A 26,750-nucleotide genomic window follows, 5' to 3' on the forward strand; every position below is an offset into this window, starting at 1 on the left:
GATGTCGGTGACGATCGTCTGTGCTCGTTGCACGTCGCCGAACCTCGGCTCGGAGCGCTTCTGCGTGGGCTGCGGGCTGCCGATCGGCGGCTTGCAGCCCGACGCCGACGCCGGCCTCGACGCCCTTGGTCCCTACGAGCCTCCGGAGCCCGCCGATCCGGACGTCACTCGGGCCCTCCACGATTTCCTCGCCCGCTCCGGCCTGCCGCTGGCCCCCTCGGGTCGAGGCTGGCGGACGACCGTCCCGCTCCACCTGGATCGCAAACAGGCCGTCTACGCGGGCCCGGCGGGGCTCGACGCCGAGGGAAGGGCGCTCGTCGGCTTCATCTCGGTCTGCGGGCCGGTCGTCGATCGCGACTGCCGCATCCTGCTGAAGCTCAACGCCCGGATGACCGACGGCTGCTTCGCCATCCGCGTCCTCCGGGGCGAGGAGTACTTCGTCTTCGTCGAGAACCTCCCCGTCGACCTCCTCGAACACCTCGCCGCCGCCGACGTCCTCCGCCGCATCGCCCGGGCGGCCGACGGCCTGGAAGACCGCCTCTCGCGGGGTCGCGACATCTACTGAACGCGATACACGGCGATGGTCCCGTCATCGGTCATGGCGATGGGAACAAGACCGTCCAGCGGTCGGAATAAGCCCGCCGGCCCCCAGGGCCCGTACTGGAGCGAGGCCGACACGGCGACGTAGGGCGTTGCCACGCTCTCAAGAGGCGGAGGAGGCGGCGTGTGCCCCTCGTCGGCGTCGATGACGTGGGCCGTCCCGACGACGCCGTAGACCGATGGGTCGACGGTTCCGAATGTGTAGATGGTCAGGTCGCGGAACTCGGGCCGACCGCGTTGAAGTCTGGCGAGAGCCCGGAGCCCCTGGCCCCAATCGAGGTTCGAGTCGGCCAGCACTCGACGGCCGCCGGCACGACCTCCGGCAAAGACGTTGAAATACGTCAATGGGTTTGGCTGGACGCTGATCACGGCCGCAGCCTGACCGAGCAGACCGACGACAATCACGGCCCGGCCGATCAATCTCGAAGGCCTCCCCCGTTCCTCGCCCCGCACCAATCCCGACAACCACATCACGGCCAGCGGTGCTACGGGCAGCAAGTAGCGGACCCCGTAGTTGCGGGACGAGCCCGCCGAAGCGATCGCGAAGAACAGCAGGGCCGACTGCAAGAGCATGCGGTCGGGCGCCTGGGTCAGACTCCGCCTCCACCCGCTCATCGACCCGCGCCAGGCGGCCATCAGCCAGAACAGCGGCGGAACCTTCACTGCCAGCGCGACCAGGTAGTAATACCGCCACCCTCCCATCCGACGCTCGCCCAACAGATACCCCGGCCCTCCCGACGCCTGATGCCGCAACTGCCCAGCGAAGCCCACCCAGTCCTGGGGGATCGGCGTCTCGTACAATCGGGCCACGATTCCACCCAGCGGCCCGAACCCCGAGGCGCTCGGATGGTCGCCGGACGTCGGGCTCAGGGGCAGGATCGCGAAGCCGTTCAACGCCGCATCGGCCGCCAGCATGACGATGAGATAGCCGGCCATCGCGAGCCCCATGCGGGCAAGCCGTCGCATGCTCAATGGCTCATAAAAGAGCCATACTGCCCCCAGGATGGGGGGGAGGACGATCGCCGTGAACTTGCAAGCGAAGGCCAGCCCGCAGAGCGCCGCCGACGCCCAGAACCACCGACGACGCCCCGTCCAAAGGAAAGCCCAGAACGACATGAAGACGGCCGTCGCGGCGACGGTCACAGGCGTCTCCATCGTGACCAGGCCGCCGTGCGCCAGGAGGTTCGGGCTCAGCGCGTAGAGCCAGGCCGCCAGAGCCATCGCCCAAGGCCCGCTCAGAAGTCGGGCCCACCAGGCCGTCAGCGCCAGGCCGAGCAGCCAGATCCACGAAGAGCCGATCCTGGCGATCGGCAGCAAGTCGGGCTGGCGAGCGGGTTGGTCGTCGATCAGCGCTCCTCTCCCCATAAGGTCGAGGGCCGCGAACGTCGGCGCGAGTTGGAGCTTCCAGAAGAGGTTGGGCGAGCCCATCCGCGTCACGCCGACACGATCCCCCTGGCGCCACCAGCGGGCGGCCGCGTTCAGGTAGGTGGTCTCGTCGTATGTCGCCGAGGACGCCGCCGCGGCCTGCCAGACCAGAGCCAGGCCGACGACCGCCGCGGCGGTCGTCAGGGCCAGGGGCTGCCGACCGCTCACGGCTCGCTCGCCTCTTCACGGCCGACGACGCGCCCTTCAGCGCGGCTCTGCTCCAGGTCGCGGACGAGGCGGGCGACGTCCAGGGCGTCCTGGATCGTCGGGGCCAGCGAGGGAGCCCCGTGGACGAGCCGGTGGAACTGCTCGTTGAGGGCGTCGCCCACCGAGGGCTCCAGCGGCAGCCGCTCCTCGTGCGGCCCCTCGGCGTCCCACCACTGGATCCGGTCGGGCATCTCCAACCAGGCGGCTCCATGCTCAGCGAAGACCTGGAAACCCGCGGGGGGGAGGAATCGGCTGGCCTCGCCCCACTCGCCTCGATGGTATCGGCCGTAGGAAACCTGGGCGGTCGCCCCGCCCGGGAAAACCGCCGTGAAGCTCTCGAAGTCCGCCTCTTTCCCCGATTGGGCCGGCAGCACGACCGACCGGCTTGAAACGAGCGATTGCGGCGTCCCGCCGAACACGAACGAGCACCAGTCCAGCAGGTAGCTGCCGGGATCGATCGCCAAAGGGAGCGGGACGACCTGCACGAGCGGGCCCGGCTGGGCGTAGCGGTCAAAGCTGTAGAGCCGGGACCACCCCACAACGAGCCTGGGCGCTCCCAGGGTCGTCGCCAGCAGTTCGCGAAGCCGGAGGGTCGCCGGATAGCAGCGGCGGGCGAACTCGGTCATGAAGGGGACGCCGGTCGCCTCGACCCGCTCAGCCAGCCTTTCCAGTTCGGAAAGGTCGCCGGAGAGTGGCAGGGCGCAGTAGACGGGCTTGCCGGCCTCGCAGGCCAGGAAGGCCGGGTGCAGGCCGAACCACTGGGGAGAGAGCAGGTAGATCACGTCCACATCGGGACGGGCGATCATCCCGGCCAGCCCCTCGCAGGCTGTGCAGCCAAGCTGGCCGGCCTCGATCTGGGCGCGGCGAGCCACCTGATCGTACAGGGCCGTGACGCGGAACTTGTCCTGAAGGCGCAGGAGCGAAGGCCGGTGACGGCTCTCCCAAAGGCGGCCCAGGCCGACGACCCCGACCCGGAGCCGCTGCGGTTTCGACGCGTCTAGCAAGGCCCCCTCCTCGTTCCTTCCCGGTCGGCATCGGCCGTCGCCCACAAAGGTTATCAACTCGCCGCCCGCCCGGCCACCCGGAACGGCCGCCCGTCCCTACCAAGGCCAATCCGCGGCGGCTAAGATGGCCCCGTCCCCCCCGACCCCAGGGAGCCTACGCCGGATGCGAGCGGTCGTTCAACGTGTATCTCGAGCCTCAGTGACCGTCGACGGCGAGGTCGTCGGCCGGATCGGCGCCGGATGGCTCGTCCTCCTGGGTGTCGCGAAGGGGGACGGCCCCGAGGACGCCGCCCGCCTCGCCGAGAAGATCCTCAACCTCCGGGCCTTTGAGGATGAGGACGGCAAGATGAACCGGAGCGTCCAGGACGTCCGAGGAGGCGTCCTGGTCGTCAGCCAGTTCACCCTGATGGCCGACTGCCGCGCCGGGCGTCGGCCGGGCTTCTCCGAGGCCGCCGAGCCCGAGACGGCCGAGGCCCTCTACCGGGAATTCGTCCGACTGGTCGACGCCTCGGGCCTGGAGATCGCCACCGGCGTCTTCCGCGCCGACATGGCCGTCGCGCTGGTCAACGACGGCCCGGTCACGTTCCTGCTCGACAGCCGCCGCCAGTTCTGAAACCGTCGCACCTCTCGCACGAGACCTCTCCCATGAGCGACAGCCAACCGATCGTCCTGGGCCTCGACGTCGGCACCCAGAGCCTCCGCGCCGCGCTCGTCGACCTGAGCGGCAAAACCCTCGCCTACGGCGTCGAGCCGATCGAGACGACCTACCCGCGTCCCGCCTGGGCCGAGCAGCAGCCGCAGGACTGGTGGACGGCCGCGAAGTCGGCAACGCGCAAGGCGCTGGCGTCGTCGGGGATCGACCCGTCTCGGGTTGCGGCGATCGGGCTGGACTGCACGGCCTGCACGGTTGTCGCCTGCACCATGGATGGCGAGCCGCTCCGCCCGTCGCTGCTCTGGATGGACCAGCGGGCCCACGTCGAGGCGAATGAGATCAGCGCCACCGGCGACCCCGTCCTGAAATACGTCTCGGGCCGGGTCTCGCCCGAGTGGATGCTCCCCAAGGCCCTCTGGCTGAAGCGGAACGAGCCCGAGACCTTCGACCGCGCCGAGCGGCTCGTCGAGTGTACGGACTGGATGATGCACCGGCTGACCGGCGAGTGGACGCTCTCGCTGAACCACCTGGCCGTGAAGTGGAACTACGCCCGACCCGACGGCGGCTGGCCGCTGGCGATGATCGCGGCCGTCGGCCTGCAAGACCTCCCCGCGAAATGGCCGCAGACGATCCTGCCGCTGGGCAAACCGGCCGGCGGCCTCTGCGCCAGGGCGGCCGAGGAACTGGGGCTTAAGCCCGGGACGCTCGTCGCCCAGGGCGGCATCGACGCCTACCTCGGCATGCTCGGCCTGGGGGCGACGGGGGACGGCGACGTCGCGCTGATCGTCGGCTCCAGCACCTGCCACCTGGCCCAGACCCGCGAGGGGGTCTTCGGCTCGGGCGCCGCCGGCTGCTGCCCGGACGCGACCGTCGAAGGGCTCTACACCATCGAGGCCGGCCAGACGGCCACGGGCTCCATCCTGGATTGGTACCGCCGTCACTTCGCCGCCCGCGAGCAGGCCGAGGCCGAGGCGAAAGGCGTCAACGTCTACTCGATCCTCGACGAGAAGGCCGCCGCCGTCCCGCCGGGCTCCGACGGCGTTGTCGTCCGCGAGGACTGGCAGGGGAACCGCTCGCCCTACAAGAACCCGCACGCCCGCGGGGCGATCGTCGGCCTGTCACTCTCACACGGCCCCGGCCACGTCTTCCGCGCCCTCTACGAGGCGACCGCGATGGGAACCCGCGACATCCTCGCCGACTGCTCCCGCCACGGCCTGAGCGTCGAGCGGGTCTTCATCGGCGGCGGCGGCGCCAAGTCGCCGCTCTGGCTTCAGATCCACGCCGACGTCCTCCAGAAGCCAATCCACCTGACCCGCGAGGGCGAATCCTGCGCCCTGGGCTCCGCCATGTGCGCCGCCGTCGCCGCCGGCATCTACAAGGACTTCGACGAGGCCGCCGGCGCGATGGTCGCCATCGAGCGAGTCGTCGAACCCGACCCGAAGAACGCCGCCGTCTACGACGACCTCTTCGCCCAATACGTCGACCTGTACCACCGCCTCAACGACGAGGCGTGAATCAGCCTGTGGACTTGGAGATCGGCCGCGCCGGCACGCCGACCACGGTGGCGCCGGCGGGGACGTCGTCCCCCTTCGTGACGACGGTGCCGGCGCCGACGACGGCTCCCGCACCGATCTCGACGGGGGCGACCATCACGGAGTTGGAGCCGATGCGGGCGCCGTCGCCGATGACGGTCGGGTGCTTGTGGACGCCGTCGAAGTTGGCGGTGATCGCGCCGCAGCCGATGTTCACGTTCGAGCCCACGCGGGCGTCGCCCAGGTAGGCGAGGTGGCGAGCGTAAGACCCGGTCTCGATCGTCGAACGGTTGACCTCGACGAACGCGCCGATTTCCACGCCTTCGGCCAGGGTCGTGCCCGGCCGAATGTGGGCGAACGGGCCGATCTTGCAGTGCGAGCCGATCTTCACGTCGCCGGTGATGACGCTGAAGGGGTAGACGACCGTGTCGCGGCCGATCGTCGCGCGGCCGTCGATGTAGGTGTTGGGCGGGTCGACGATCGAGACCCCCTCGGTCATCCAGTGGTCCTGGATACGGGCCTGCATGATCGCCCCAGCCTGGGCGAGATGCTGTCGGGTGTTCACCCCCAGAATGTCGTCGGCCGAGAGGACGTTGAGGGCCACCACCTTCTGGCCCGACCGCAGCAGCTCCTCAGGGGCGTCGGTCAGGTAGTATTCGCCCTGGGCGTTGCTGGTGCCGATCCGGTCGAGCGCGTCCCAGAGGGCGGCCGGCTCGAAGACGTAGCAGCTCGGGTTGACCTCGCGGATCGCCTTCTCCTCGGGCGTGCAGTCGCGTTCCTCGACGATCCGGAGGAAGCGGCCGGCCGAATCGCGGAGGATCCGGCCGAAGCCCATGGGATCGGCGACCTCGGCTGTCCCAAGGAGGCAGGCGGCCTGCTCCTTGCGCTGGCGGTCGAGGAGGTCGGCCAGGGGCTCGGGACGCAGTAACGGCTCGTCGCCGACGAGGACCATGATCGGCTCCTCGCAGCCCTCCAGCAGCGGCCGGCAGACCTTCACGGCGTGGCCAGTGCCGAGCTGTTCTTCCTGAACGGCGAACCGGATGTCGGGCTCACCATCCAGGGCCGCGTAGAGCTGATCAGCCGCGTAGCCGACGACCACCACGATCGTCTTCGCCCCCGCGCCACGGGCAGCGTCGACGACGTACGAGATCATCGGCCGGCCGCAGACCTCGTGCAGGACCTTCGCCCGGTCCGACTTCATCCGCTTTCCCTGGCCGGCCGCCAGGATGATCGCCACAGGTCCTTCGATGGCCATGATACGTTCGACTTCCTTCGTGTTGTCGGTTCATTCGCCCAGGGGGTTTTCCCGACGGGCCGAGGACATCTCGGGCGCTCCGGCGACGGGCTGTGAGGCGGGTGGTCCGCTGGCGTCGGCCTCGGCCGCGGCGAGGACGGAGGCTTCCTCAGCCGTGCCGATCATCGCGGAGAACTCGGCGTGGACGCGGGCTCGCTCGCGGTCGATCTGCTCGGGCGTCGCGCCGAGGCGGTGCAGCAGCGACTCGGTCATCGCCAGGGCGACCTCGCCCTCGCCGGCGAAGACGCTGTCGGCGCCGGCCTCGCGCATCTCGGGGACCTCGCGAAGGTAGGTCGTTCGAGCCAGGATGAAGACGTCCTTGTTGATGTCACGAGCCAGGCGGATCGTCTCCTTGCCCCCGCTCATCGTCGAACTGGAGAGGATCAAGCCGACGGCCTTGTCGACGCCGGCGTGCTCCAGGACGTCCCGATGCATGGCGTCGCCGTACAGGGCCCGCACGCCGACTTCCTCCAGGCGGCGGACGGTATCCATGTTCAATTCGATCACGACTGGGTCGATCTGGTTGTCCCGCAGGAGGCGGGCCAGGGTCTTGCCGACCGGCCCGTAGCCGACGACCACGACGCGGTGTCGGCCCGACTCCTCAGGCTCCTCCTGCTCGTGATGGATGCGGTTTTCGACCGGACCCGGATCGGCGAAGAACCGCTTCAGGAGATTCTCCATCGGCCCGATCATCCGGTACAGCAGCGGGTTGATGGTGATCGTGATGATCGCCGCGGCGATCAGCGCATTCGACGCCTCGTCATCGAGAATCCCCAGGCTCTTCCCCGCCGAAGCCAGGATGAATGAGAACTCGCCGATCTGCGCCAGCACCGTGCCGATCGAGACGGCCGCCCGCATGGGATAGCCCATGAAGTGGACGATCAGCCAGGCCGCCAACGGCTTGCCGATCAGAATGACCGCCAGCGTGGCCGCGATCAGACCGGGCGACTTGAGCAGATAGGCCGGATGAAACAGCATACCGACCGAGACGAAGAAGATGACCGCGAAGGCGTCCCGCATCGGGAGGGCCTCGGTCGCCGCCCGCAGGCTGAACTGCGAACGTCCGACCACCATCCCCGCCAGGAACGCCCCCAGAGCCATCGAGACGTCGAAGATCTTGGCCGCGGAAACGGCGATCCCCAGCGCCGTGACGAGCACGGTGAGCGTGAACAGTTCGCGAGAGCGAGTCCCCGCCGCCTTGTCCAGGATCCAGGGGATGACGCGATCGCCGACCAGAAACGTCAGGGCGATCATCACGCCGACCTTGACCGTCGCGAGGCCGACCGCCGAGGCCACCGAAGCGAAGGTCTTGTCGCCAGGCCCGAAGACGACGGGAAGCATGACCAGCACGAAGACCGTGAACAGGTCCTCGACCACCAGCCAGCCGACGGCGATGTGGCCCGTCTGGGTGTGCAAGTCTCCGTTGTCCGCCAACACGCGGACGAGGACGACAGTGCTCGCCACGGCGATCGCCAGGCCGAAGACCAGTCCCGCCTGGAAGCCCCACCCGTGATAGAAGCCGACCAGAGTCCCCAGGACCGTCGCCACCAGGCTCTGGCAGATCGCCCCCGGAATCGCCACCCGTTTGACGGCCAGTAGTTCCTTGAGATGGAACTGGAGGCCGACGCCGAACATCAGCAGGATCACGCCGATCTCGGCGAGTTGGTCGGCGAGTTGCTGGTCTGCGTGAAACCCCGGCGTCGACGGCCCCACCGCGATACCAGCCAGCAGGTAGCCGACGATCGGCGACAGCCGGAGCTTGAAGGTGATGTACCCCAGGACCAGCGCGGCGGTCAGGCCGCCGGTGAGGGTCACGATGAGATCGACGTCGTGCATGGGCGATGCGCTCCCGCGGTCGGCGGCCTCGGACTGACGGCCCTCACCCTCGCGAGAAACGAACGGTTCGGCGCCCCCTTTCGATCGGCCATTATGTGCGAACGAGGCTCTGGGCACCAGACTTCCAGCGCCCACGCAACGTCGCGCGGCCTTGAGGATGTCTTCGCCGCCCGCCAAGATTCCTTGAACGGATGGGCGAACCGCAGCGGGTTTTCGCGCGTCTTGAAGGTCGCGGGCGATTCTGTCAGACTGGCCCCGAGCGCCGGACGCGGGCAAGGTCCGCGCCGAGTTCGATTCTCAGGAGAAGGCCGGATCATGTCGCTTTCGACCCAGGACGTTGCCAAGGTCGCCGTGCTGGCAAGGCTGCGCCTCAGCCCCCAGGAGTTGGAGACCTTCACCGGCCAGCTCAACGCGATCGTCGACTACGTCGCCCAGCTCCAGGAGCCGGACACGAACGGCGTCGAACCGCTGGCGCACGGCGTCGAGGTCCGCAACGTCTTCCGGGACGACGTCCGCGGCGAGGCCCTGCCCCGCGAGGCCGCCCTGACGAACGCGCCGAAGCGGAACAAGGAAAGCTTCCTCGTCCCCGCCGTCCTCGACTGAACGACCGCTCCGCAACGCACTGAGCCGAGACCCCGCCTCACATGAACGCCGACCTGCTCAAAGACGCCACCGCCACGTCCCTGCTGGCGAAGCTCGAAGCCGGGGAAGTCACCAGCGAGGAAGTCGTCCGGGGTTACCTCGACCGGGCCGACGCGCTCAAGCGGCTGAACGTCTTCGTCCATCTCGACCCCGAGGCGGTTCTCGCCCAGGCGAAGGCCGTCGACGTTGACCGCAAGGCCGGCCGGCCGGTGGGTGCGCTCGCCGGCGTGCCGGTGGCCATCAAGGACGTCCTCTGCGTCAACGGCGAGCCGACCACCTGCGGCAGCCGGATGCTCAAGAACTTCCGGCCTCCGTACGACGCCACGGTGATCGCCAAGCTCAAGAAGGCTGGCGCGATCCTCTTCGGCAAGACGAACATGGACGAGTTCGCCATGGGCTCGTCGACCGAGAACAGCGCCTACGGGCCGACGCTCAACCCCTGGGACGAAGAACGGATCCCCGGCGGCTCCTCGGGCGGCTCGGCCGCCGCGGTGGCCGCCGACCTGGCCCCGCTGTCGCTGGGCTCCGACACCGGCGGCTCGATCCGCCAGCCGGCCGCCGTCTGCGGCATCGTCGGCCTCAAGCCGACCTACGGCCGGGTCAGCCGATACGGCCTGATCGCCTTCGCCAGCTCGCTCGACCAGATCGGCCCCTTCACCCACGACCTGGCCGACGCCGCGCTCCTGATGAAGGTCATCTCCGGCCACGACGACCGCGACGCTACGAGCGTCGACGACGCCGTCCCCGACTACTCGGCGACCCTCGACGAGAAGCCGAAGTCGCTCCGGATCGGCGTCGCCCGCGAGTTCTTCGGCGAGGGGCTCGATCCCGAGGTCGAGGCGGCCGTCCGCGAGGCGATCCGCGTCTACGAGAAGGCCGGCGCGACCATCCAGGAAGTCTCGCTGCCGAACTCGAAGTACGGCGTCCCCGCCTACTACATCGTGGCCCCCGCCGAGTGCTCCAGCAACCTCTCCCGCTACGACGGCACGATCTTCGGCCACCGCGCCGAGGACTGGTCGCCCAAATACCCCGGCGAGGAGGAGCTGCACCCGCTCGTTCGCATGATGATGGCCAGCCGCGCCGAGGGCTTCGGCGCCGAGGTCAAGCGGCGGATCATGCTGGGGACGTTCGCCCTCTCCGCCGGTTACGCCGACCAGTATTACAACCAGGCGCTGAAGGTCCGCCGCCTGATCCGCAACGACTTCGACGCCGCCTTCAAGGACGTCGACGTGATCCTCGGCCCGACGTCGCCCTCGGCCGCCTTCAAACTGGGCGAGCGTACGGCCAACCCGCTGGCGATGTACCTCTCGGACATCTACACGATCACCGCCAATCTCGCCGGCATCCCCGGCCTGAGCATCCCCTGCGGCCTGACCAAGTCCGGCCTGCCGATCGGCCTGCAGCTTCTGGCCCCGGCCTTCGCCGAGGAGAACCTCCTCCGCACCGCCCGCGTCTTCGAACGCGAGACCGACTGGCACCAGAAGCGACCGACGATCGGATGAGCAGTGCGAAGGGACGTGTGCCCCAAGGCCTGATCGACACCACCCTTGTCCATCTGGAAGCGGCCTGGAAAGAGCGAGAGGAGGAGGCGAAGGGATTGTCGGGCCTGGGCTTTCATTCGACTGCCGCCGCGCTTCGACTTTACGCCCTGGAAATCCTCGTCAAGGTCGTGATCTGCAAGCATCTGAACCTGCCCAGCCTTCCGGCCGCTTGCAAGTCGCACAACCTCGTCGAATTGCTCGTCTACACAGGCGCCTGGCGGGAGATGCAAGACCCTTCTTGCTCGCTCGTCCGGGAGAATTGGGATACGCTCGTAGAATACAGCAGGGACCGACTCAACGACCTGCGATACGAACCTCGCACGGAGCTGACCCAGGAAGACGTGGCGCGGATCGACGCGGCTCTCGACGAGCCCGACACCGGAGTGCTGGCATGGCTCTCAAAGCGTACATGAGACCGACGTTGCGGAGGATCGGCCGCGAGATCGCCGACTACGTCGCGCTCCAGGGCTTTCGGCGGTCGGAATTCGCCCTCGTCGGTGCCTGGAGCGAGCGGACAGGCCGGATCAGTCTCGTCCTCGGGACGACGAAGGACGTCGACGGCTCGCGGTGGTACTCGGACATCCTAGCCCGGCTCCGCGAGAGCTTCACGCAGGCGGGCGATCCCTATGCGACCTGGCATGTGGGCCTGGTCATCCGAACCATCGAGAACGAGGACCAACTTTACTCCAGCTTCCGCGTAAACGACGACGAGGAAGACGTGACGGATTTCCTGGAGTCGACGATCGACGCCGCCTGGGCCGACCGGAAGCCCGCTTCCGCCTCGGCCGCCGATCCCCACTGAAACAGCGAACGAAGCCTCGAACGCCCATTCCGATCTGAATCGAGAAAGCCCGGCGGGCCCCCTTCCATGAGCAGCAGCCTTCCCTACGAAGTCGTCATCGGCCTTGAGATCCACGTCCAGCTCCAGACCGAGAGCAAGATGTTCTCGTGGTGCGGCACGGAGTTCGGCCTGCCGCCGAACACGCAGACCGACCCGGTCTCGCTGGGGCTCCCCGGAACCTTGCCGGTGATGAACCGCAAGGCGTTCGAGCTGGCCCTCAAGACGGCCGTCGCCCTGGGGGCGAAGATCACGCCGTTCACGAAGTGGGACCGCAAGAACTACTACTATCCCGACCTCCCCAAGAACTATCAGATCAGCCAGTACGACCTGCCGTTCTCCACGGGCGGCTCGCTGGATATTCCCGTCCGCAAGGACGGCGGCGGAGGCGGGGTCTGCACGCTGACCCGCGTCCACCTGGAGGAGGACACCGGCAAGCTGACCCACGGCGTCGGCGAGTATTCCGAGGTCGACCTCAACCGCGCGGGGATCCCCCTGCTGGAAATCGTCAGCGAGCCCGAGATCCGCTCGGCCGCCGACGCCCGCGGCTGCCTGGAGGAGCTGCGGCTGACGCTCCGCTACCTGGGCGTCTCCGACTGCGAGATGCAGGAAGGGTCGCTGCGCTGCGACGCCAACGTCAACCTGCACATTCACAAGGACGGCAAGACGATCGCCACGCCGATCGTCGAGATCAAGAACCTCAACAGCTTCCGGGCCGTCGAGAAGGCCATCAACTACGAGGCCGATCGCCAGTACGCCAAGTGGCAGAAGGACGGCCTGACCATCAAGGACGCCCCCAAGGGGACCTGGGGCTGGGACGACGAGTTGGAGAAGACCAAGCCCCAGCGCGAGAAGGAAACGGCCGCCGACTACCGCTACTTCCCCGAGCCCGACCTCGTCCCCGTGGTCGTCGACGAGGCCTGGCTGGAGCGCGTCCGCGCCACGATCGGCGAGTTGCCCGCCGCTCGCCGCAAGCGGTATGAAGGCGATCACGGCCTGTCCGCCTACGACGCCAACGTCCTCGTCGAACAGGGCGACGACGTCGCCGCGTACTATGACGCCGTCGTCGCCGCCGGGGGCGAGTCCAAGCTGGCCAGCAACTGGATCCAGCAGGACGTCCTCCGCACGATCAAGGACCGCAAGATCGCCATCGCCGACTTCCCCGTCGGCCCGGAGGCCCTTGCTGACCTGATCGGCCGCGTGAAGCGGAGCGAGCTGAACACCAATCAGGGCCGCGAGGTCCTCGGCCGGATGATCGAGACCGGCGACGCGGCCGAGAAGGTCATCGAACTGGGCGGCTACAAGATGGTCTCGGACAACGACGCCATCGCCAAGGCCGTCGAGGCGGCCCTCGCCGCCAACCCCCAGGCCATCGAGGACCTCAAGGGGGGCAAGAAGAAGCCGGAAGCCGTCAAGGGCTTCCTCCGCGGCCAGGTGATGAAGCAGACCGGCGGCAAAGCCAACCCCGCGATCGTCGGCGAATTGCTCGAAGCCAAGCTCGCCGAGATCCTCGCCTGATTCCCACGAAAGGACCGAACTCGATGCAGACGCGCGACATCGACCGCAGGGGATTCCTCGCCGCCGCCGGCGGCGCGACGGCCGCCGCTCTCATCGGCGGCGGCGCGGCGAAGGCCGCGGCCGACGGGCCGAAGTGGAAGAAGGCGTTCATGCTCGGCGGCCTGACGAAGGGGCCGGTCCTCCCAACCTTCAAGCTGCTGAAGGAAGCCGGCTTTGAAGGCGTCGAGCTCATCAGCCCCAGCCAGCTCGACGTGAAGGAAGTTCTCGCCGCCCGCGACGAGACCGGTCTGGTCATCCACGGAGTCAGCGGCGGCCGGCACTGGCAGAAGCCCCTTTCCGACCCCGATCCGGCCGTCGTCGAGGAAGGCGTCGCCGCGATCAAGCAGGAGTTCCTCGAGTGCAAGGCGTACGGCGGAACGACCGTCCTCGTCGTCCCGGCGATCGTCAGCCCCAAGGTCTCGTACCGCCAGGCCTGGGAGCGCTCGCAGGCCCAGATCCGCAAGCTGATCCCGCTGGCTGAGGAGGCCGGGGTCAAGATCGCCGTGGAGGAGGTCTGGAACAAGTTCCTCCTCAGCCCGATCGAGTTCGCCCGCTACATCGACGAATTCGAGAGCCCGACCGTCGGAGCCTATTTCGACGTCGGCAACATCGTCGAATACGCCTACCCGCAGGAGTGGATCCACGAGTTGGGCAAGCGGATCCTCAAGATTCACATCAAGGAATACGCCAAGAAGAACCGCTTCGGCTACAAGCTCGGCGAGGGCGAGATCGACTGGCCGGCCGTCAAGCAGGCCCTCACCGACGTCGGCTACGACGGCTGGATCACGGCCGAGGTCGGGCTCGGGGACCTGGAGACGATGAAGGACGTCGTGGCCCGGATGGACAAATTGCTGTTCAGTTGAACCGTACTTTCGGGTAGGTTCCCGGTCGCGTCGAGCGACCGGAACGGCTTCACCCGGAGGCACGGACGAACCATGCGGCAATTCGTCGGCACCAGCGGCTATTCCTACAAGGAATGGAAGGGGTCCTTTTACCCCAAGCCTTTCTCGGACAAGAAGATGCTCCCCTACTACGGGGAGCGGTTTTCGACAGTCGAAATTAACTACACATTCCGTCAGATCCCTACGCTCTCGATCGTTGGAAACTGGGCGGCCGCTGTCCCGGAAAACTTCAGGTTCGTTATGAAGGCTCCGGAAGAGATCACGCACAGGAAACGGCTCGAGGGTGTGGGGGACCTGATGGCCCGGCTGACCGAAGCTATCGGGCCCCTGGGTGATCGTCTTGGTCCGATCTTCTTCCAGCTCCCTCCGCACGCCAAAAAGGACGCTCCCCGGCTTCGGGCGTTCCTCGAAACCTGCCCTGCCGGACTGCGGATGGCCTTCGAGTTCCGCCACGCGTCCTGGTTCGACGATGAGGTCTTCGACGCCCTCCGCGACCACAACTCCGCCCTTTGCATCGCGGACGCCGACGACAAACTGCAAGTCCCGTTCGAGCCCACCGCCGACTGGGGCTACCTTCGCCTTCGACGTCCCGACTACGACGACGCGGCCCTGAGAACCTGGGGTGACCGCGTCAGCGAACAGAGCTGGGATGAGACGTTCGTCTTCTTCAAGCATGAGGAAGAAGGGAAGGGACCGAGGATGGCGACGCGGTATCTTGAGCTCTGGGCGTAAGCTCCTATACGGTCTCACCTCGAAGATCCGCTCTGGACTTCCGAGAAAAAGGACGTGATCGCCCGGATGGACAAACTTCTGTTCAATTGAACCGTCGTCCGGGAGAGGCTTCGGGGGCGTCGACCGACCAGAACGGACTCCCCCGAGGCCCGGACAAGCCATGCGGCCTCTCATGTAGGATTTCACGCCTCACTGATTGCCTCGGCCCGCCCTGATCTCGTACGATCTCCGCACGACCTAAATACATTTCCGAAATCGTCGTCGACGATTCGGTCGGGAGGGCGTGATGACGTCACCGGACGATGGGATCAAGACGGGCTTGGCGAACGAAGCGGGTACGGGTCGGAAGCGTGGCAACGGCGCGGCGACAGTCGTGTTGCTGGCCGTGATCGCCGTGGCCGGAATCGTGATCTATCGGAACATACCCGATCGTCCCTGGTTTCCGGCGACGCCGACGCCGGAAACCGCCTCGGCCGCCCCGCCGCCGAAGCCCATCCCGGTTTCGCCCAATGCGCCGGACCCAGCCGACGTGACGAGCCTGATCTCGATTTCGAAGGCGCGGGACGGCCGCGCGACCGTTGAGTTGGCCCGGCCCGTCGCCCCCCGCGACGTGTCCAAAATCGCCGGCACGGACCAGGATCTCCTCTTCCGCGAGTTCGCCCGCCAGGCCGTGCTGATCGCCGCCCGCGACGAGCGCGGAGCCGCCACGCGCGACGAGCTGCTCGACGACGCTCCGCCGACCGCCGAGGCCGTCGCACAGGTCGGCACGCTCTTCCGGACCAACGTCCAGAGCAGACTGCTGATCCGTCCCGTCGCCGCGGGCAAGGTCGACGAGCAGACCGAACCGCTGACGGTCGGAGATCTCGACCCCAAGAAGGTCTCCGGCGAGGCTGAACCGGAGCTGGTTCTGACCGAGAAGCTGTCGCGCACATCGATCCCGGAAACCCTCGACCGTCTGGGCCTGAAGGGCGAGCCGAACGCCTACCGGGCCGACGCCTCTGTTCCGAACGGAGTGGAGGAGAAGCTCGGCTCGCTCGGGCTGGTCGACCTCGTGCGAGCGATCCGTGAGGTCCACGCCGCGATCCGGACCGATGGCGAGTCACCCGCGCGGCTCGGCGCCCTGGTCCGGGGCTACGCCACGCTCGGCGCCCTGACGACCCACCACTGGAGCGCGGCTCACCGTGCATTTGAGGCGCGTTCGCTGCTTTACGCCCAACGGCTTGTGGCGAAGGAAGAGTCCTCGGCCTTCGCCCTGCGTCACCGCGCGTTCGCGGAGGCCCTCGCCGGCCGGCACGCCAGCGCGATCAAGGATCTGACGGCGGCGGCCGGGCGCGAGGGAGGGGCTGAAGCTCCGGCCTGGGTGGAGGTGATCGACGCCTACGTTCAGTACGCCCTTCCGAGGCTCGGCGCGGCGAAGCCGCCGCATGACCGCCTCGGCGCTTATCTCAAAATGCTGGCGGTGGAGCAACCCGCCGGCACGAGGCAGCTCATCCACGCCGCGGAAGCCGTCATTCAGGTCGACCCCGACTGCTCCCAGGCCTTCGACATGATCAGCAGCAACGGCGGCCTGAGCGACCTGCACAAGGCCACGGTGCTCGGTCCACAAAGCTTTCACGAGTTCCTCCGCTCCAAACTCCACGCGGCCAAGGACCTCCCCGAGTCCGCCCGCAAGTCGTTGGAGGATGAGGACGACGCAGCCCTCGACGACGCTCTGGCCCAGGCCGGCCGCGTCGGCTCGGACTCCGGCGAGCCTTCCTGGGGCGTTCTCGCCCACCTGGCGCGCGAGACCCGGTTCGTCCAGGTCATGCGACGCCTGGATTTCATGCGGAAGAAATGGAGCGTCCCCGTCGACGACTTCTGGGAGGCGGCGCGGACCTCCATCATGCATCACCCCTACCGACCGTTCCTCGGGATGCTGGCCGGAAACCCAGAAGACCGCCGCGACTACGAGGAATTCTCCATGGTTTATGACCGGGCCGACCTGGAATCAACCGAGGCCCCGTTCATCCTCCACATCCAGCACACGCCTGGACCTGCCCTCGATTCCGCCAGGGACGATTGGAACCTCGTCGGCGCTCACAATACGTCCTCTGTGCGCGACATAACTTTGATGCTCAACGGCACCCGGGAAGAGCTTCGGGCCAACTACGCCGAACGGTTGATGGAGGCCAGCCCCAACAACGCTTACGCGGCGTCCATGCTGGTGAAGTACGACTGGGCCAAGTCCCAGCCGAAGCTCGCTGAATGGAAAGAACGCCACGGAAACTCCGCGGCCTTCCTCTTCGCTCTGGCGAACAAGCTCATCGAATTGGACCGCCACGACGAGGCCCGCCCGGTCCTGACCCACTACATCATCGTGTCGCCCGACCGCTGGGGATACGATCAGTTGGCCGAATGCCAGCAAAAGGCCGGGGACGAGGCCGGTTGGCTGGAAACGCTGAATGCGTACCTTGAGGACACCGAGAACTCGGGCCTGGACCATGCCACGGTGCAGGTGAGGCTGGCCAGGTTCTACCTCAAGAAGGGACTTCCGGAGAAGGCCAGGCCCTATGCGTACGATGCCGCAGCCACCTGGGCCGGCTGGGCCATGAAGTGCGCCGCCGAGGTCGACGAACAACTCGGCGACCTGGAATCCGCCGGCGCATGGCTGCAGCGGACGGCCGAACGCTACCCCTCGAGTTGGGCCGACTGGTACCTCTTCTCCCGCCGTACCGGCCGCGCCGAGCCAGAACGGGCTGCAAAACTGGCCAGGGTCATGACGCGAGTCCCCGGGGCGACAGACCCCGTAACGCTGGCCTTCTATCACTGGATCGAAGGAGATGCTGACGCCGCCCTCCGCACGCTGAATCCGGGAACCGCCTCGACCAACGACCTCCGGGTCGCCATCAACCTGGCCCTCCTCCAGGACCAGACTGGCGCGACTGACGAGCGGGACAAGACGGTGAAACGGATGGTCGATGAGATGAAGAACTCAGGCCCCAAGACGGTGGAGATCTGCGAGATGCTCTTCGGCTCGCTGGCCCCCGGGGCGAAACCGCCGGATCTCGCGGCCATCGACGCCATGATCGCCGACTGGACTCCGGAACCGCGGTCGATCGTCGAGTACCTTGTGGGACGCTTCCTCCTCAACCGAGGCCGGATCGAAGACGCCCGGAAGCACCTGGAATACTGCGTCGGCTACGTCGGATTCAACTCGTGGTACAGAACCGCGACGAGCGTGTGGCTCCGCGAGGCGTCGCCGGACGCCAAACCCACCCCCAAGCCGGCCAATCCCGGCCGTAAACCCGACGACCCAACGACCACCTGAGCAGCGGAAGGAACGGAAGGACCGCTTCGACTGAACGTTCACCGCGTATTATGACGCCATCATATAATGTATGGTGAGTTCGTCCTGCTCCACGACCGGAAACTCGTCCGGGCGTTCCTGGACGGTGCCTATAACCCAAACGACAACACGAACATCGGCTCCTCGGACGTGACGGGGAACCGTTCAGGGGTTGGGCGGACCTTGCCGCGTTCGTAGACGCCGACGAGCTTGGCTTCCGTGACACGGGACGACTGTGGGTCCGGCGAGAGGACGGATTTCCTTAAACTGCCGCTGAGTCCAGTTCAGGCCAGCCGAGGGCGGCAGCCTGACCCGAAAGACCGAGCCGAGCGCGTTCGGCCGTCACCAGAACCGATTGCTCGCGGATAAGATAATAATGAAGCGATGACATCCACATGGGCCCACGGAGGTCGAGAGATGACGATCACGATCGAACTCCCCCCCGATGAGGAGGAGGCGCTCCTTGAGAAGGCCCGTATGAGCGGACGTGATCTGGCTTCCTACATCCAGGGAATCATTCAGGATCACATCCAGCACGGGCAAGTTGGGGCATGGCCCGACGACCTCATCGACCGGGAAGCCATCGCTTACTGCACCCGTGAGATCGGCGGCGAGAAAGTCCCTTCTCACGAGGAGGTAAGGCAGGCGCTGGCCAAGATCTCCGGTTCGATGGCCGAGGCGGTCATCGAGGAACGCAACGAGCGCTTCTGAATGCCTCACTACTTCTTTGACACCAGCGCTCTCGTGAAGCACTACCACGCGGAGGCGGGCTCGCTCGAAGTTTCGAAGATCGTGGACGACCCCAAGTCCATCAATTCCATCGCTCGACTCACTCTGGCCGAGATGGTCTCGGTCTTCGCCAGGAAGGTCAGGACAGGTGAGATCCGCGACCCGGATTTCGACCTTCTCAAACTCAGATTCTTCGCCGACGTCGCCCATCGGCTGATCGTTCCGGTCCGCATCCTGAACGGCCATTTCGAGGCGGCGGGCTCGCTTATCTCGAAACACGGCCGGACTCGGCAACTGCACACGCTCGACGCCTTGCAACTGGCGGTTGCTCTCTCCATCCAATTCCCGTCGCCCGTCGATCATTTCGTTTCGGCCGACCAACGGCTTCTCGAAATCGCCGCCCGCCAAGGACTCTCCTGCATCAATCCAGAGACGATATGATCGCGATCCCTCCGATGGATCGGCGCATCTTCCCAGAAAAACGCATTCGCCCGACGGCCGAATCGGCATAATACGGGGAAGAGCGTGATTCGAGGGAAGCGAGGGCGGTCTCGACGATGATCGAGCGGGCGACGGACGCGATCTTGCTGAGGAGGTTCGCCGAGGGGCGCGAGGAGGCCGCGTTCGCGGAACTCGTGGAACGCCACGGGCCCGGCGTCAAGCGCGTCTGTCGGCGGTTCCTTCGGAGCGAGCACGACGCCGAAGACGTCTTTCAGGCGACGTTCCTGCTCCTGGCCCTGCGAGCCTCCGACGTGGCCTGGCGGTCGTCGGTCGCCGGCTGGGTGGGGGACGTGGCCCGTCGGTTGGCCCTCCACGCCCGGAGCGAGATCGCCCGCCGAAGCCGTCGAGAAACCCTCGCCTCATCCCTGCCCGGCGACTTCCGCTTCGGCGACGCCGGCCCTCTGCCCGACCTGGAATGCCCTCTTTCCGCATTCACCGAGGAAATCGAGCGGCGCGACGTCCGTCAGGCGATTGACGGCGCCCTGGACGATCTGCCTGAGAAATACCGGGCTCCCCTGGCCCTCTGTTACCTGGAAGGCAAGACCAACCAGGAAGCGGCTGCCGCGCTGGGATATCCCGTCGGCTCCATCTCCCGACGCCTCGACCGGGCCCGATCGCTCCTCCGCAAGAGCTTGATCGGCCGAGGGGTTACGCTCGGGCTGCTGCTCGCGGCGACCGTCTGGGCCGCCTCTTTCCTGCGATCCGATCATCGACCCGACCTCCCCCCCACGAGCGGAACGATCGCGACGGCGGCCACTCACCCCGATGCCCTGCGTGCGGCCGGGCTGACAGAACTCCTGGCCGCGCTGGAGCGTAATGACGGCGAAGGGCTCGACCGCGCCCGGATCGAGGCGGGCGTCGAGCACGCCGATCGTGCGGCCGTCGTTCGCGAGGAGTCCCGAAACCTGGCCGGCGCAACCCGGCTGGCGGCGCGGGAACTGGCCGCGAAGCCCGACGGCTCGGCGGCCTCGCGACTTCTCGCAACCTGCGTGCGATGCCACGTCGCGCTCCATTGATTCGTCTTAACCCTCCGGCTCTGCAAACCCGACGCCCCTGGTCGCTTACGGCGGCGCTGGATTAGAATTGAAGGATCTCGGGACGGCCCGCGCGGCTCGACCCGGCCCGCCCGGCTCATCCCCGTTACTTCCTCCCTCCGGCAGGTGCGACGACATGGCGACGGCCACCAAGCAATACCCCGGCCCCCAACCCCCGAAGCCCGACGCCGTAAGGTCGGCCGGCGGCCGGCTCCTGGCCGTGGTCGACGAGATCTACAAGTTCCTGGCCTCGCTCAAGCTGGCCGTCCTGACGATCGGCGGACTCGCCGCGGCGCTCGCTTTCGCAACCTGGTTTGAATCGACCTATGGGACGAAAGCCGCCCAGGCGTTCGTCTATAAGAGCGTGTGGTTCGCCCTGATCCTCGCCTTCCTGGCGATCAACATCCTCTGCGCGGCGACGATCCGATTTCCCTGGAAGAAGCGGCAGACGGGCTTCGTGGTGACGCACGCGGGGCTCCTGGTGCTGATCGCCGGCTCATACGTCCACTTCAAGTCGGGCGATGAGGGGACCGTCGGCATGCTGGAAGGGGAGACCCGCAGCGAAATGCTCCGGACCGACTCCCCCGTCTTCCGCATCCGCGAGGTCGACGCGCACACCCAGCAGCCCTCGGCCACGTACGCCATGGACTTCGACGAGAGCGGCCCGTTCCCCTGGGGGGGCGGCCAGCCTCGTATCCGCAACATCTTCGACCTGGGTCTGAATCGGGTCACCGGAGGCCGGCTCCCAACCGCTCGCTCCGAGGCCGACGTTCTCAGCAAGTCCGGCGACCCGTTCAAGCTCGTCGTTCGCGAGTACCTGCCGGCCTCGACCCCGGAAACGCTTCACGAGGCCTCGCCGGACGGTCAGCCGATGGCCCGGATGCTCTTGCGGTTCAAGGCCCCGATGATGCCCGAAGCCCGTCTGGCCAACCCGGACGAGGCCAGCCAGTGGTTCAAGCTCGACCGCCGGTTCCAGCGCACTGCTCGCAGCGGCGAGATGCCGGCCCTGATCTCATTCACCTCGGTGGATCGCCCCGAATACGTTGAGGACTTCCTCAAGCCTCCCATCGACAAAAGCCCGATCGGCGTCGCTCGGTTCCGCTACGAAGGGAACGACGGCAAGGAACACGTTTACGACTTCCCCCTCGACGGCGCTACCGAGAAGCCGGTCCCGCTCCCCGACAGCGATCTAACCGCCACGCTTGAACGTCTGGCCCACTTCCCGACCGGCGAGTTGGCCCGGACGGTCGGCGAGGATTCGATCCCGATCGCCGTCTTCGACGTTCGCAAGGGGACGGCGGAGCCCGTCGAGCATGTGGCGATGGGCGAGATGCCCATGTTCCCCAACGTCATCCCCCGCGCCGTGCCCGATGGCACCCCGCCGCCCAAGGCCCTCGTCCGCATCCACATGATGCTGACGCCAGAGATCGACCCCAAGACGAACGGCCGGTTCGGCCAGGTCGACGTTCTGGCCGCCCCCGACGGCAAGCTGTACTACCGGGTCTTCGGCCGGGGCAAGGAAGAAGGCAAGCCCGAGCTGCGCACGGCCGCCCCGATCAAGACCGGCGAATGGGTGGACGCCTTCGGCGGCGGGGGCGCGGCGATGTCCATCGGTTTCCAGGTCGCCGAGTTCCTCCCCTCGGGCGTCGAGAAGCGGGTCTTCCGCCCGCTCCATCTGCTGGGCAACCAGATGGAAGAGGCTATCCCCGCCTGCCTCGTCGAGTTGACCGCCGACGGCAAGTCCGAGGAGATCTGGATCCAGCGCAGCGAGTCGTTGGAAGCTCCCGTCTACCGCCCGGTGAACGTCGGCAGCCGATCGTTCGAGATCGCCTATGACGTCGACCGCAAGCCGCTGGGCTTCGACGTGAAGCTGGAAGACTTCGAGGTCGGCTTCGAGCCGGGGACCGAGCAGGCCACCAAGTTCGTCAGCACGGTCAAGGTCGAAGACCCGGCGCACGGCGTCCGCGATCAGCAGCACGTCATCGCCATGAACGAGCCGATGACGCATCGCGGCCTGACGTTCTACCAGATGCGCTATTCACCGATCGTCGACCCGCGAACCAACCAGCGGACAGGCCAGTTCCAGTCAGTCTTCCAGGTGGGAAGCAACCCGGGCCGGCCGATCATCTACGCCGGCAGTTTGCTCATCGTCCTGGGGACGTTCCTCCAGTTCTACATGCGGGCCGGCGCCTTCAACTACCGCGCGAAGCACGAGAAGCTCGAAGCCGCGAGGAAGGCCGAAGAGGAAACCCTGTGAGCCCCGCCCGCCCAGTCGATCCTAACGCCAACCATTCCGGGAGACGCGCGATGAGACGATACGGCCGACTTCTCACCAGCCTGGCCCTCTGCGGCCTGCTCGGCGCGGCTTCCGCGGCCGAGCCGACCTCGGGCCCGCGCAAGCTTGGGACCGGCCCGGCCTACGACCGGCTCGGCCGGATCGCCGTCATGCACCAGGGTCGAATCAAACCCCTGGACACCGTGGCCCGCGAGGAGGTCAAGCAGGTCTTCGGCCGTGAGACGGTCAAGATCCTCGACGGCCGCAACGAGGTCGCCGAGACCTGGGCCCCCGTCTCCGCGTTCGTCGACTGGATGATCCGCCCCGAGTTCTGGGACTCGCAGCCGTTCATCCTCGTCGACTACCTCCCGCTGAAGCGGCAGATCCTGCTGGGCCCGATCCGCACCCAACTGGCCGCGATCGCGGCCCGCCCTGAGACGCCCGACGAGGACAAGAAGAAGCTCGTACTCCTCGGCGAAGACCAGGCCCTCGACGCCGCCGCCGTCATCGGCTTCCTCAAGTCGGCGAAGCTCGTGGAGGCCGACCGCAAGCTGCTGGAAGAGGTCGCCGCGAAGCTCTCCGAGGAGCACAAGTGGCTCTCCCCGACAGACTTCGACGACGCCAAGATCCGCCACGGCGAGCACGACGAATCGTTCATGCAGTGGGTGGCTCAGCTCGACGACCAGAAGCGAAAGTTCGACCGCGACCCGGCCCTCGCCGCGCGGCCGACGGAAGTCGAGCGTCGGGCGATTCAGGTCGGCCACCGGCTGGCGACCTATCGGGCGTACTCCGGCGAGGAGATTCAGAGCAACGCCCTCATCCGGATCATGCCCCGGCCTTTCGGGCCCGAGGCGTTCGCGTACTTCAAAACCGCGCTCGAAGACCTTCGGGCCAAGATGAAGGTCGACGAGAACCTCTCCGGCCGGTCGCTGCCGCCGGTCCAGTTCGACGTGATCAAGGCTCTGCAGACCTACTGGATGGACATCCCGGACACCGACCATCACGACCCAGGGTCGAACGCCGAGGCCGACAAGAAGTTCGCCTCCTGGCTCGCCGAGAGCTCGGTCTGGGTGCCGCTCAAGGTCTTGCTCCAGGCGGAGCCCACCGACCTGGCCGCGGCTGGCTACCCGGAGCAGCAGGCTCGCGCCTTCCTGGATGCCTACAAGGGCTTTGAAAAAGCCGAGAACGAGAAGCCCGGAGAGATCGCCGTCGAACCGGCCGAGGCGCTGCTGACAGCGTCGCGCTCTCTGGGCGAGGCCGTCAATCCGCAGTTCTACCCGTCGGCCGCGGCCATCGATCGCGAGTCCCGATTCAACGCGGTCAACCCGTTCTATCAGGCCCCCTTCGCCTACGGGACAGCCCTGGCGCTGCTGGCGATCGCCCTGGGCTTCTCCGGCGGCCGAGTGGCCGAGATGAGCACGATCGGCAAGGCGATCCGAGGGGTCGGGATGCTCGCCCTGCTGACGGGGATCGCGTGGGAATGCTACGGGTTCTACCTCCGGATCTCGATCTCGGGCTGGGCGCCGGTTACGAACATGTATGAGACGGTCATCTGGGTCGCCTTGGTGGCCGCCGTCCTGTCGTTCATCTTCGAGCTGATCTACCGTCGCACCTTCTCGGCCGTGGCGGGGGCCGCCGTGGCCCTGCTCGGGACGATCACCGCGCTCAACGTGCCGCTCCTCGACCCCAGCATCAAGAGCCTCCAGCCGGTACTGCGGAGCAACCTCTGGCTGACGATCCACGTCCTGACGGAGGTCTCCAGCTACGCGGCGTTCGGCCTGGCCTGGGCGCTCGGTCTGATCGCGACGATCTACTACCTGACCGCCACCTACCGGCGTTCGCCCTCGTACGGAGAGCTGGCCTCGCCGCTCGTCCCGGCCTTCCCGCTGTTCACGGTGGGCCTCGGCGGGATGCTCGCCGGCTACGGGATGTTCGGCCCGTCGTGGGTCGTCCCCGACGGCCTCTTCTACGTCTTCGCCGCGATGGCCGCGATCGGCGGCATGGCCTCGCTGGGAGCCGTTCTCTCCGTCGTCGGCGAGTTCCTCAACCAGATCTCCTGGAACGGCGAAATCCTCGACCTGCCGGCCCTCAGCGGCGGGGCCCCCGAGCCGGCCGTCGCCGAGGCGCCCAAGGCCCGTCCCTCCGTTGAGGAGATCGTCGCCTCGGCCGCCCCCGCCAAGCTCGACCTCCGCGGCCTGGCCATGCAGCGGACCGCGGCCACGATCAAGCCGCTGGCCAACTTCATCTACCGCGCCATGCAGGTCGGCGTCCTGTTGATCGCGGCCGGGACGATCCTCGGCGGCGTCTGGGCGGATTACTCCTGGGGCCGGTTCTGGGGATGGGACCCGAAGGAGGTCTGGGCGCTCATCACCCTGCTGGTTTACCTCGTCCCGCTCCACGGGCGGTTCGCCGGCTGGGTGAGCATGTTCGGCCTGGTCTTCGCCTCGGTCGTCTGCTTCCTGTCCGTCGTCATGGCCTGGTACGGCGTGAACTTCGTGCTGGGCGTCGGCCTGCACAGCTACGGCTTCGTCGAGGGAGGTTCGCAAGGCGCGATGGGCGTCATCCTCTGCTCGATCATGGCCCTGCCGCTAGCCGCCTGGTGGCGTCGACGGTTGGGACAGCTTCGCGCGGCCGTCTGACCGGGTGAACGCGGGACGGCGGCTCTCCATCGTGGTATGCTCGGGCCCATTGCTCGTCAAAGGTCCCCGCCGCGATCTCGGAGCCGCCCCCCGCGATGTCCGTCCAGCCCGTCGTCGTCATTAACGCCGTGGGGATGACCCGTCGGCTCCTCGCCCACGCTCCAAAGCTCCGAGCCCTGGCCGATTCCGGATGGGCCCGGTCGCTGGAGGAAGTGGTCCCAGCCGTCACCTGCACGGCGCAGGCCAGCCTGCTGACGGGCAAGCTCCCGCAGGAGCACGGGGTCGTTGCCAACGGCTGGCTCTTTCGCGACACCCGCGAGGTCCGCTTCTGGCAGCAGTCAAGCGCCCTCGTCCAGGCGGAGACGATTGAGACGACCCTGCGCCGGATCGGCCGCGAGCGCGGGCGGCCGTTCAAAGTCGCCAAGCTCTTCTGGTGGTTCAACCAGGGGGCCGACGTCGACCTGAGCGTCACGCCCAAGCCCTATTATGGGGCTGACGGCAACAAGGTCTTCGGCATCGCCGGTACGCCCGACGGCCTTTGCGAACGGCTGGAGGGACGGCTCGGCAAGTTCCCGTTCCACACGTTCTGGGGTCCTAACGCCGGCCTCCCCTGCACCGACTGGATCGCGAAGGCCGCCGCCGACGTCCTCAAGGATGACCGCCCCGACCTGACGCTCGTCTACCTGCCGCACCTGGACTACGAGCCGCAGCGGCGGGGGCCGTCCGGCTGCGACATGCCGAAGCTCGTCGCCGAACTCGACGCCGCCGCCGCGCCCTTGCTCGACGCCGCAAAGGCCGCCGGCGCTCGGGTCTGGGTCGTCAGCGAGTACGGCCATTGCGACGTCTCTCGCCCCGTCCTGCTCAACCGCATCTTGCGTCAGGCCGGCCTGCTGACCGTCCGCCCCGGGCCATTCGGTGAGACGATCGACGCGTTCAACAGCCGCGCGATCGCCGTCTGCGATCACCAGCTTGCACATATCTACGTTTCCAATCCCGACGACGTTCAGGCCGTCCGGGAGCTGCTGGCGTCACAACCGGGCGTCTCGCGAACGTACGCCGGCGCGGAGTGGGCGGAGATCGGCCTGGACCACGAGCGTTCCGGCGAGGTCGTCGCCCTCTCCGACCGCGACGCCTGGTTCGCGTACCCGTACTGGCTCGACGACGCGCTCGCGCCGGACTTCGCCCGGACGATCGACATCCACCGCAAGCCGGGCTTCGACCCCTGCGAGATGTTTTTCGATCCCGCCCTGATCTGGCCGATGGGCCGGGCCATGCGCCGTTTGATCCAGAAGAAGCTCGGCTTCCGCACCCTGTTCGACGTCGTGCCCCTCGACCCGACCCTCGTCCGCGGCAGCCACGGACTCCCCGCCGCCGATCCGCTCGACAAGCCCCTGCTCGTCGCAGACGGTCCCGAGCCGACGGAAGGACTCTTGAAGACGACCGACTTCCGTGGCCTGCTGCTCAACGCCTTGACTCAGGATTAAT

The 26,750-nt window shown here is 67.3% G+C and carries 21 protein-coding genes; 17 read left to right on the forward strand and 4 right to left on the reverse strand.

The window, feature by feature from the left end:
- The first annotated feature begins 1 nt into the window (after position 1).
- Positions 2-565 (forward strand): YbjN domain-containing protein, encoded by a 564-nt coding sequence (locus G5C50_RS05180; RefSeq protein ID WP_165066002.1) that lies wholly within the window; start codon positions 2-4, stop codon positions 563-565.
- Here G5C50_RS05180 and G5C50_RS05185 read toward each other — a convergent pair.
- On the reverse strand, positions 559-2,193 hold the full coding sequence (locus tag G5C50_RS05185; protein WP_165066005.1) for a glycosyltransferase family 39 protein: 1,635 nt from the start codon (positions 2,191-2,193) through the stop codon (positions 559-561). The two genes, G5C50_RS05180 and G5C50_RS05185, sit on opposite strands and share 7 nt — an antisense overlap.
- Complete coding sequence (locus G5C50_RS05190) at positions 2,190-3,236, reverse strand: Gfo/Idh/MocA family protein (RefSeq protein ID WP_165066008.1); 1,047 nt, start codon at positions 3,234-3,236, stop codon at positions 2,190-2,192. Before G5C50_RS05190 ends, G5C50_RS05185 begins: the two co-directional genes overlap by 4 nt.
- Before the next feature lie 163 nt (positions 3,237-3,399).
- Here G5C50_RS05190 and dtd point away from each other — a divergent pair, with 163 nt between their 5' ends.
- Both dtd and G5C50_RS05200 read left to right on the forward strand, forming a co-directional pair.
- Positions 3,400-3,849, forward strand: coding sequence for a D-aminoacyl-tRNA deacylase (dtd, locus tag G5C50_RS05195; RefSeq protein ID WP_165066011.1), 450 nt, complete (start codon positions 3,400-3,402; stop codon positions 3,847-3,849).
- 32 nt (positions 3,850-3,881) lie between these two features.
- Positions 3,882-5,402, forward strand: a complete 1,521-nt coding sequence (locus G5C50_RS05200; RefSeq protein ID WP_165066014.1) for an FGGY-family carbohydrate kinase — start codon at positions 3,882-3,884, stop codon at positions 5,400-5,402.
- Position 5,403: 1 nt separating this feature from the next.
- Here the strand turns inward: G5C50_RS05200 and G5C50_RS05205 are convergent, their stop codons facing one another.
- Together G5C50_RS05205 and G5C50_RS05210 are read right to left on the reverse strand one after the other, a co-directional pair.
- Entirely contained in the window at positions 5,404-6,675 is a 1,272-nt protein-coding gene (locus G5C50_RS05205) for a bifunctional UDP-N-acetylglucosamine diphosphorylase/glucosamine-1-phosphate N-acetyltransferase GlmU (RefSeq protein WP_165066016.1), read from the reverse strand.
- 30 nt (positions 6,676-6,705) lie between these two features.
- Positions 6,706-8,550, reverse strand: coding sequence for a cation:proton antiporter (locus G5C50_RS05210; RefSeq protein ID WP_165066019.1), 1,845 nt, complete (start codon positions 8,548-8,550; stop codon positions 6,706-6,708).
- Positions 8,551-8,865: 315 nt separating this feature from the next.
- Between G5C50_RS05210 and gatC the strand changes: the two genes are divergently transcribed.
- The 14 genes from gatC to G5C50_RS05280 all read left to right on the forward strand — a co-directional run bounded on the left by gatC (position 8,866) and on the right by G5C50_RS05280 (position 26,749).
- Entirely contained in the window at positions 8,866-9,153 is a 288-nt protein-coding gene (gatC, locus tag G5C50_RS05215; protein WP_165066022.1) for an Asp-tRNA(Asn)/Glu-tRNA(Gln) amidotransferase subunit GatC, read from the forward strand.
- Between the two features lie 41 nt (positions 9,154-9,194).
- Positions 9,195-10,694: an Asp-tRNA(Asn)/Glu-tRNA(Gln) amidotransferase subunit GatA gene (gene gatA / locus G5C50_RS05220; RefSeq protein WP_165066025.1), complete on the forward strand. Its 1,500-nt coding sequence runs from the start codon at positions 9,195-9,197 to the stop codon at positions 10,692-10,694.
- Entirely contained in the window at positions 10,691-11,146 is a 456-nt protein-coding gene (locus G5C50_RS05225; protein ID WP_165066028.1) for a hypothetical protein, read from the forward strand. The genes gatA and G5C50_RS05225 overlap by 4 nt, the downstream gene beginning before the upstream one ends.
- Complete coding sequence (locus G5C50_RS05230) at positions 11,125-11,535, forward strand: hypothetical protein (RefSeq protein ID WP_165066031.1); 411 nt, start codon at positions 11,125-11,127, stop codon at positions 11,533-11,535. Before G5C50_RS05225 ends, G5C50_RS05230 begins: the two co-directional genes overlap by 22 nt.
- Positions 11,536-11,601: 66 nt before the next feature.
- Positions 11,602-13,089 carry an Asp-tRNA(Asn)/Glu-tRNA(Gln) amidotransferase subunit GatB gene (gatB, locus tag G5C50_RS05235; RefSeq protein ID WP_165066034.1) on the forward strand — a complete coding sequence of 496 codons (1,488 nt, stop codon included), beginning with the start codon at positions 11,602-11,604 and terminating at the stop codon, positions 13,087-13,089.
- A gap of 23 nt (positions 13,090-13,112) precedes the next feature.
- The gene (locus tag G5C50_RS05240) at positions 13,113-13,991 is read left to right on the forward strand and encodes a sugar phosphate isomerase/epimerase family protein (RefSeq protein WP_165066037.1); all 879 of its coding nucleotides are present in this window, start codon (positions 13,113-13,115) and stop codon (positions 13,989-13,991) included.
- Between the two features lie 72 nt (positions 13,992-14,063).
- A complete protein-coding gene (locus tag G5C50_RS05245; RefSeq protein ID WP_165066040.1) occupies positions 14,064-14,762 on the forward strand; it encodes a DUF72 domain-containing protein in 699 nt (232 codons plus the stop codon).
- 286 nt (positions 14,763-15,048) lie between these two features.
- Positions 15,049-18,069, forward strand: a complete 3,021-nt coding sequence (locus G5C50_RS05250) for a tetratricopeptide repeat protein (RefSeq protein ID WP_165066043.1) — start codon at positions 15,049-15,051, stop codon at positions 18,067-18,069.
- A gap of 435 nt (positions 18,070-18,504) precedes the next feature.
- Positions 18,505-18,798 carry a hypothetical protein gene (locus G5C50_RS05255; protein WP_165066046.1) on the forward strand — a complete coding sequence of 98 codons (294 nt, stop codon included), beginning with the start codon at positions 18,505-18,507 and terminating at the stop codon, positions 18,796-18,798.
- Positions 18,799-19,257 (forward strand): type II toxin-antitoxin system VapC family toxin, encoded by a 459-nt coding sequence (locus G5C50_RS05260; protein ID WP_165066049.1) that lies wholly within the window; start codon positions 18,799-18,801, stop codon positions 19,255-19,257.
- Between the two features lie 116 nt (positions 19,258-19,373).
- Entirely contained in the window at positions 19,374-20,333 is a 960-nt protein-coding gene (locus G5C50_RS05265) for an RNA polymerase sigma factor (protein ID WP_165066051.1), read from the forward strand.
- A 154-nt stretch (positions 20,334-20,487) separates the two neighbouring features.
- Positions 20,488-22,608, forward strand: coding sequence for a cytochrome c biogenesis protein ResB (locus G5C50_RS05270; RefSeq protein WP_165066054.1), 2,121 nt, complete (start codon positions 20,488-20,490; stop codon positions 22,606-22,608).
- Between the two features lie 1,553 nt (positions 22,609-24,161).
- Entirely contained in the window at positions 24,162-25,265 is a 1,104-nt protein-coding gene (locus tag G5C50_RS33145) for a cytochrome c biogenesis protein (protein WP_407673488.1), read from the forward strand.
- A 95-nt stretch (positions 25,266-25,360) separates the two neighbouring features.
- Complete coding sequence (locus G5C50_RS05280; RefSeq protein ID WP_165066059.1) at positions 25,361-26,749, forward strand: alkaline phosphatase family protein; 1,389 nt, start codon at positions 25,361-25,363, stop codon at positions 26,747-26,749.
- The last annotated feature ends 1 nt before the right edge of the window (position 26,750 follow it).

The organism is Paludisphaera rhizosphaerae, from assembly GCF_011065895.1.
Classification (GTDB): domain Bacteria; phylum Planctomycetota; class Planctomycetia; order Isosphaerales; family Isosphaeraceae; genus Paludisphaera; species Paludisphaera rhizosphaerae.

Bases quoted from the DNA above. Each gene is read 5' to 3' on its own strand.
- G5C50_RS05260 (WP_165066049.1), top strand. From the start codon at position 18,799: ATGCCTCACTACTTCTTTGACACCAGCGCTCTCGTGAAGCACTACCAC.
- dtd (WP_165066011.1), top strand. From the start codon at position 3,400: ATGCGAGCGGTCGTTCAACGTGTATCTCGAGCCTCAGTGACCGTCGAC.
- G5C50_RS05255 (WP_165066046.1), top strand. From the start codon at position 18,505: ATGACGATCACGATCGAACTCCCCCCCGATGAGGAGGAGGCGCTCCTT.
- G5C50_RS05240 (WP_165066037.1), top strand. From the start codon at position 13,113: ATGCAGACGCGCGACATCGACCGCAGGGGATTCCTCGCCGCCGCCGGC.
- gatB (WP_165066034.1), top strand. From the start codon at position 11,602: ATGAGCAGCAGCCTTCCCTACGAAGTCGTCATCGGCCTTGAGATCCAC.
- G5C50_RS05205 (WP_165066016.1), bottom strand. From the start codon at position 6,675: ATGGCCATCGAAGGACCTGTGGCGATCATCCTGGCGGCCGGCCAGGGA.
- G5C50_RS05265 (WP_165066051.1), top strand. From the start codon at position 19,374: ATGATCGAGCGGGCGACGGACGCGATCTTGCTGAGGAGGTTCGCCGAG.
- G5C50_RS05200 (WP_165066014.1), top strand. From the start codon at position 3,882: ATGAGCGACAGCCAACCGATCGTCCTGGGCCTCGACGTCGGCACCCAG.
- gatA (WP_165066025.1), top strand. From the start codon at position 9,195: ATGAACGCCGACCTGCTCAAAGACGCCACCGCCACGTCCCTGCTGGCG.
- G5C50_RS05250 (WP_165066043.1), top strand. From the start codon at position 15,049: ATGACGTCACCGGACGATGGGATCAAGACGGGCTTGGCGAACGAAGCG.
- G5C50_RS05230 (WP_165066031.1), top strand. From the start codon at position 11,125: ATGGCTCTCAAAGCGTACATGAGACCGACGTTGCGGAGGATCGGCCGC.
- G5C50_RS05270 (WP_165066054.1), top strand. From the start codon at position 20,488: ATGGCGACGGCCACCAAGCAATACCCCGGCCCCCAACCCCCGAAGCCC.
- G5C50_RS05245 (WP_165066040.1), top strand. From the start codon at position 14,064: ATGCGGCAATTCGTCGGCACCAGCGGCTATTCCTACAAGGAATGGAAG.
- gatC (WP_165066022.1), top strand. From the start codon at position 8,866: ATGTCGCTTTCGACCCAGGACGTTGCCAAGGTCGCCGTGCTGGCAAGG.
- G5C50_RS05280 (WP_165066059.1), top strand. From the start codon at position 25,361: ATGTCCGTCCAGCCCGTCGTCGTCATTAACGCCGTGGGGATGACCCGT.
- G5C50_RS05180 (WP_165066002.1), top strand. From the start codon at position 2: ATGTCGGTGACGATCGTCTGTGCTCGTTGCACGTCGCCGAACCTCGGC.
- G5C50_RS05210 (WP_165066019.1), bottom strand. From the start codon at position 8,550: ATGCACGACGTCGATCTCATCGTGACCCTCACCGGCGGCCTGACCGCC.
- G5C50_RS05225 (WP_165066028.1), top strand. From the start codon at position 10,691: ATGAGCAGTGCGAAGGGACGTGTGCCCCAAGGCCTGATCGACACCACC.
- G5C50_RS33145 (WP_407673488.1), top strand. From the start codon at position 24,162: ATGTATGAGACGGTCATCTGGGTCGCCTTGGTGGCCGCCGTCCTGTCG.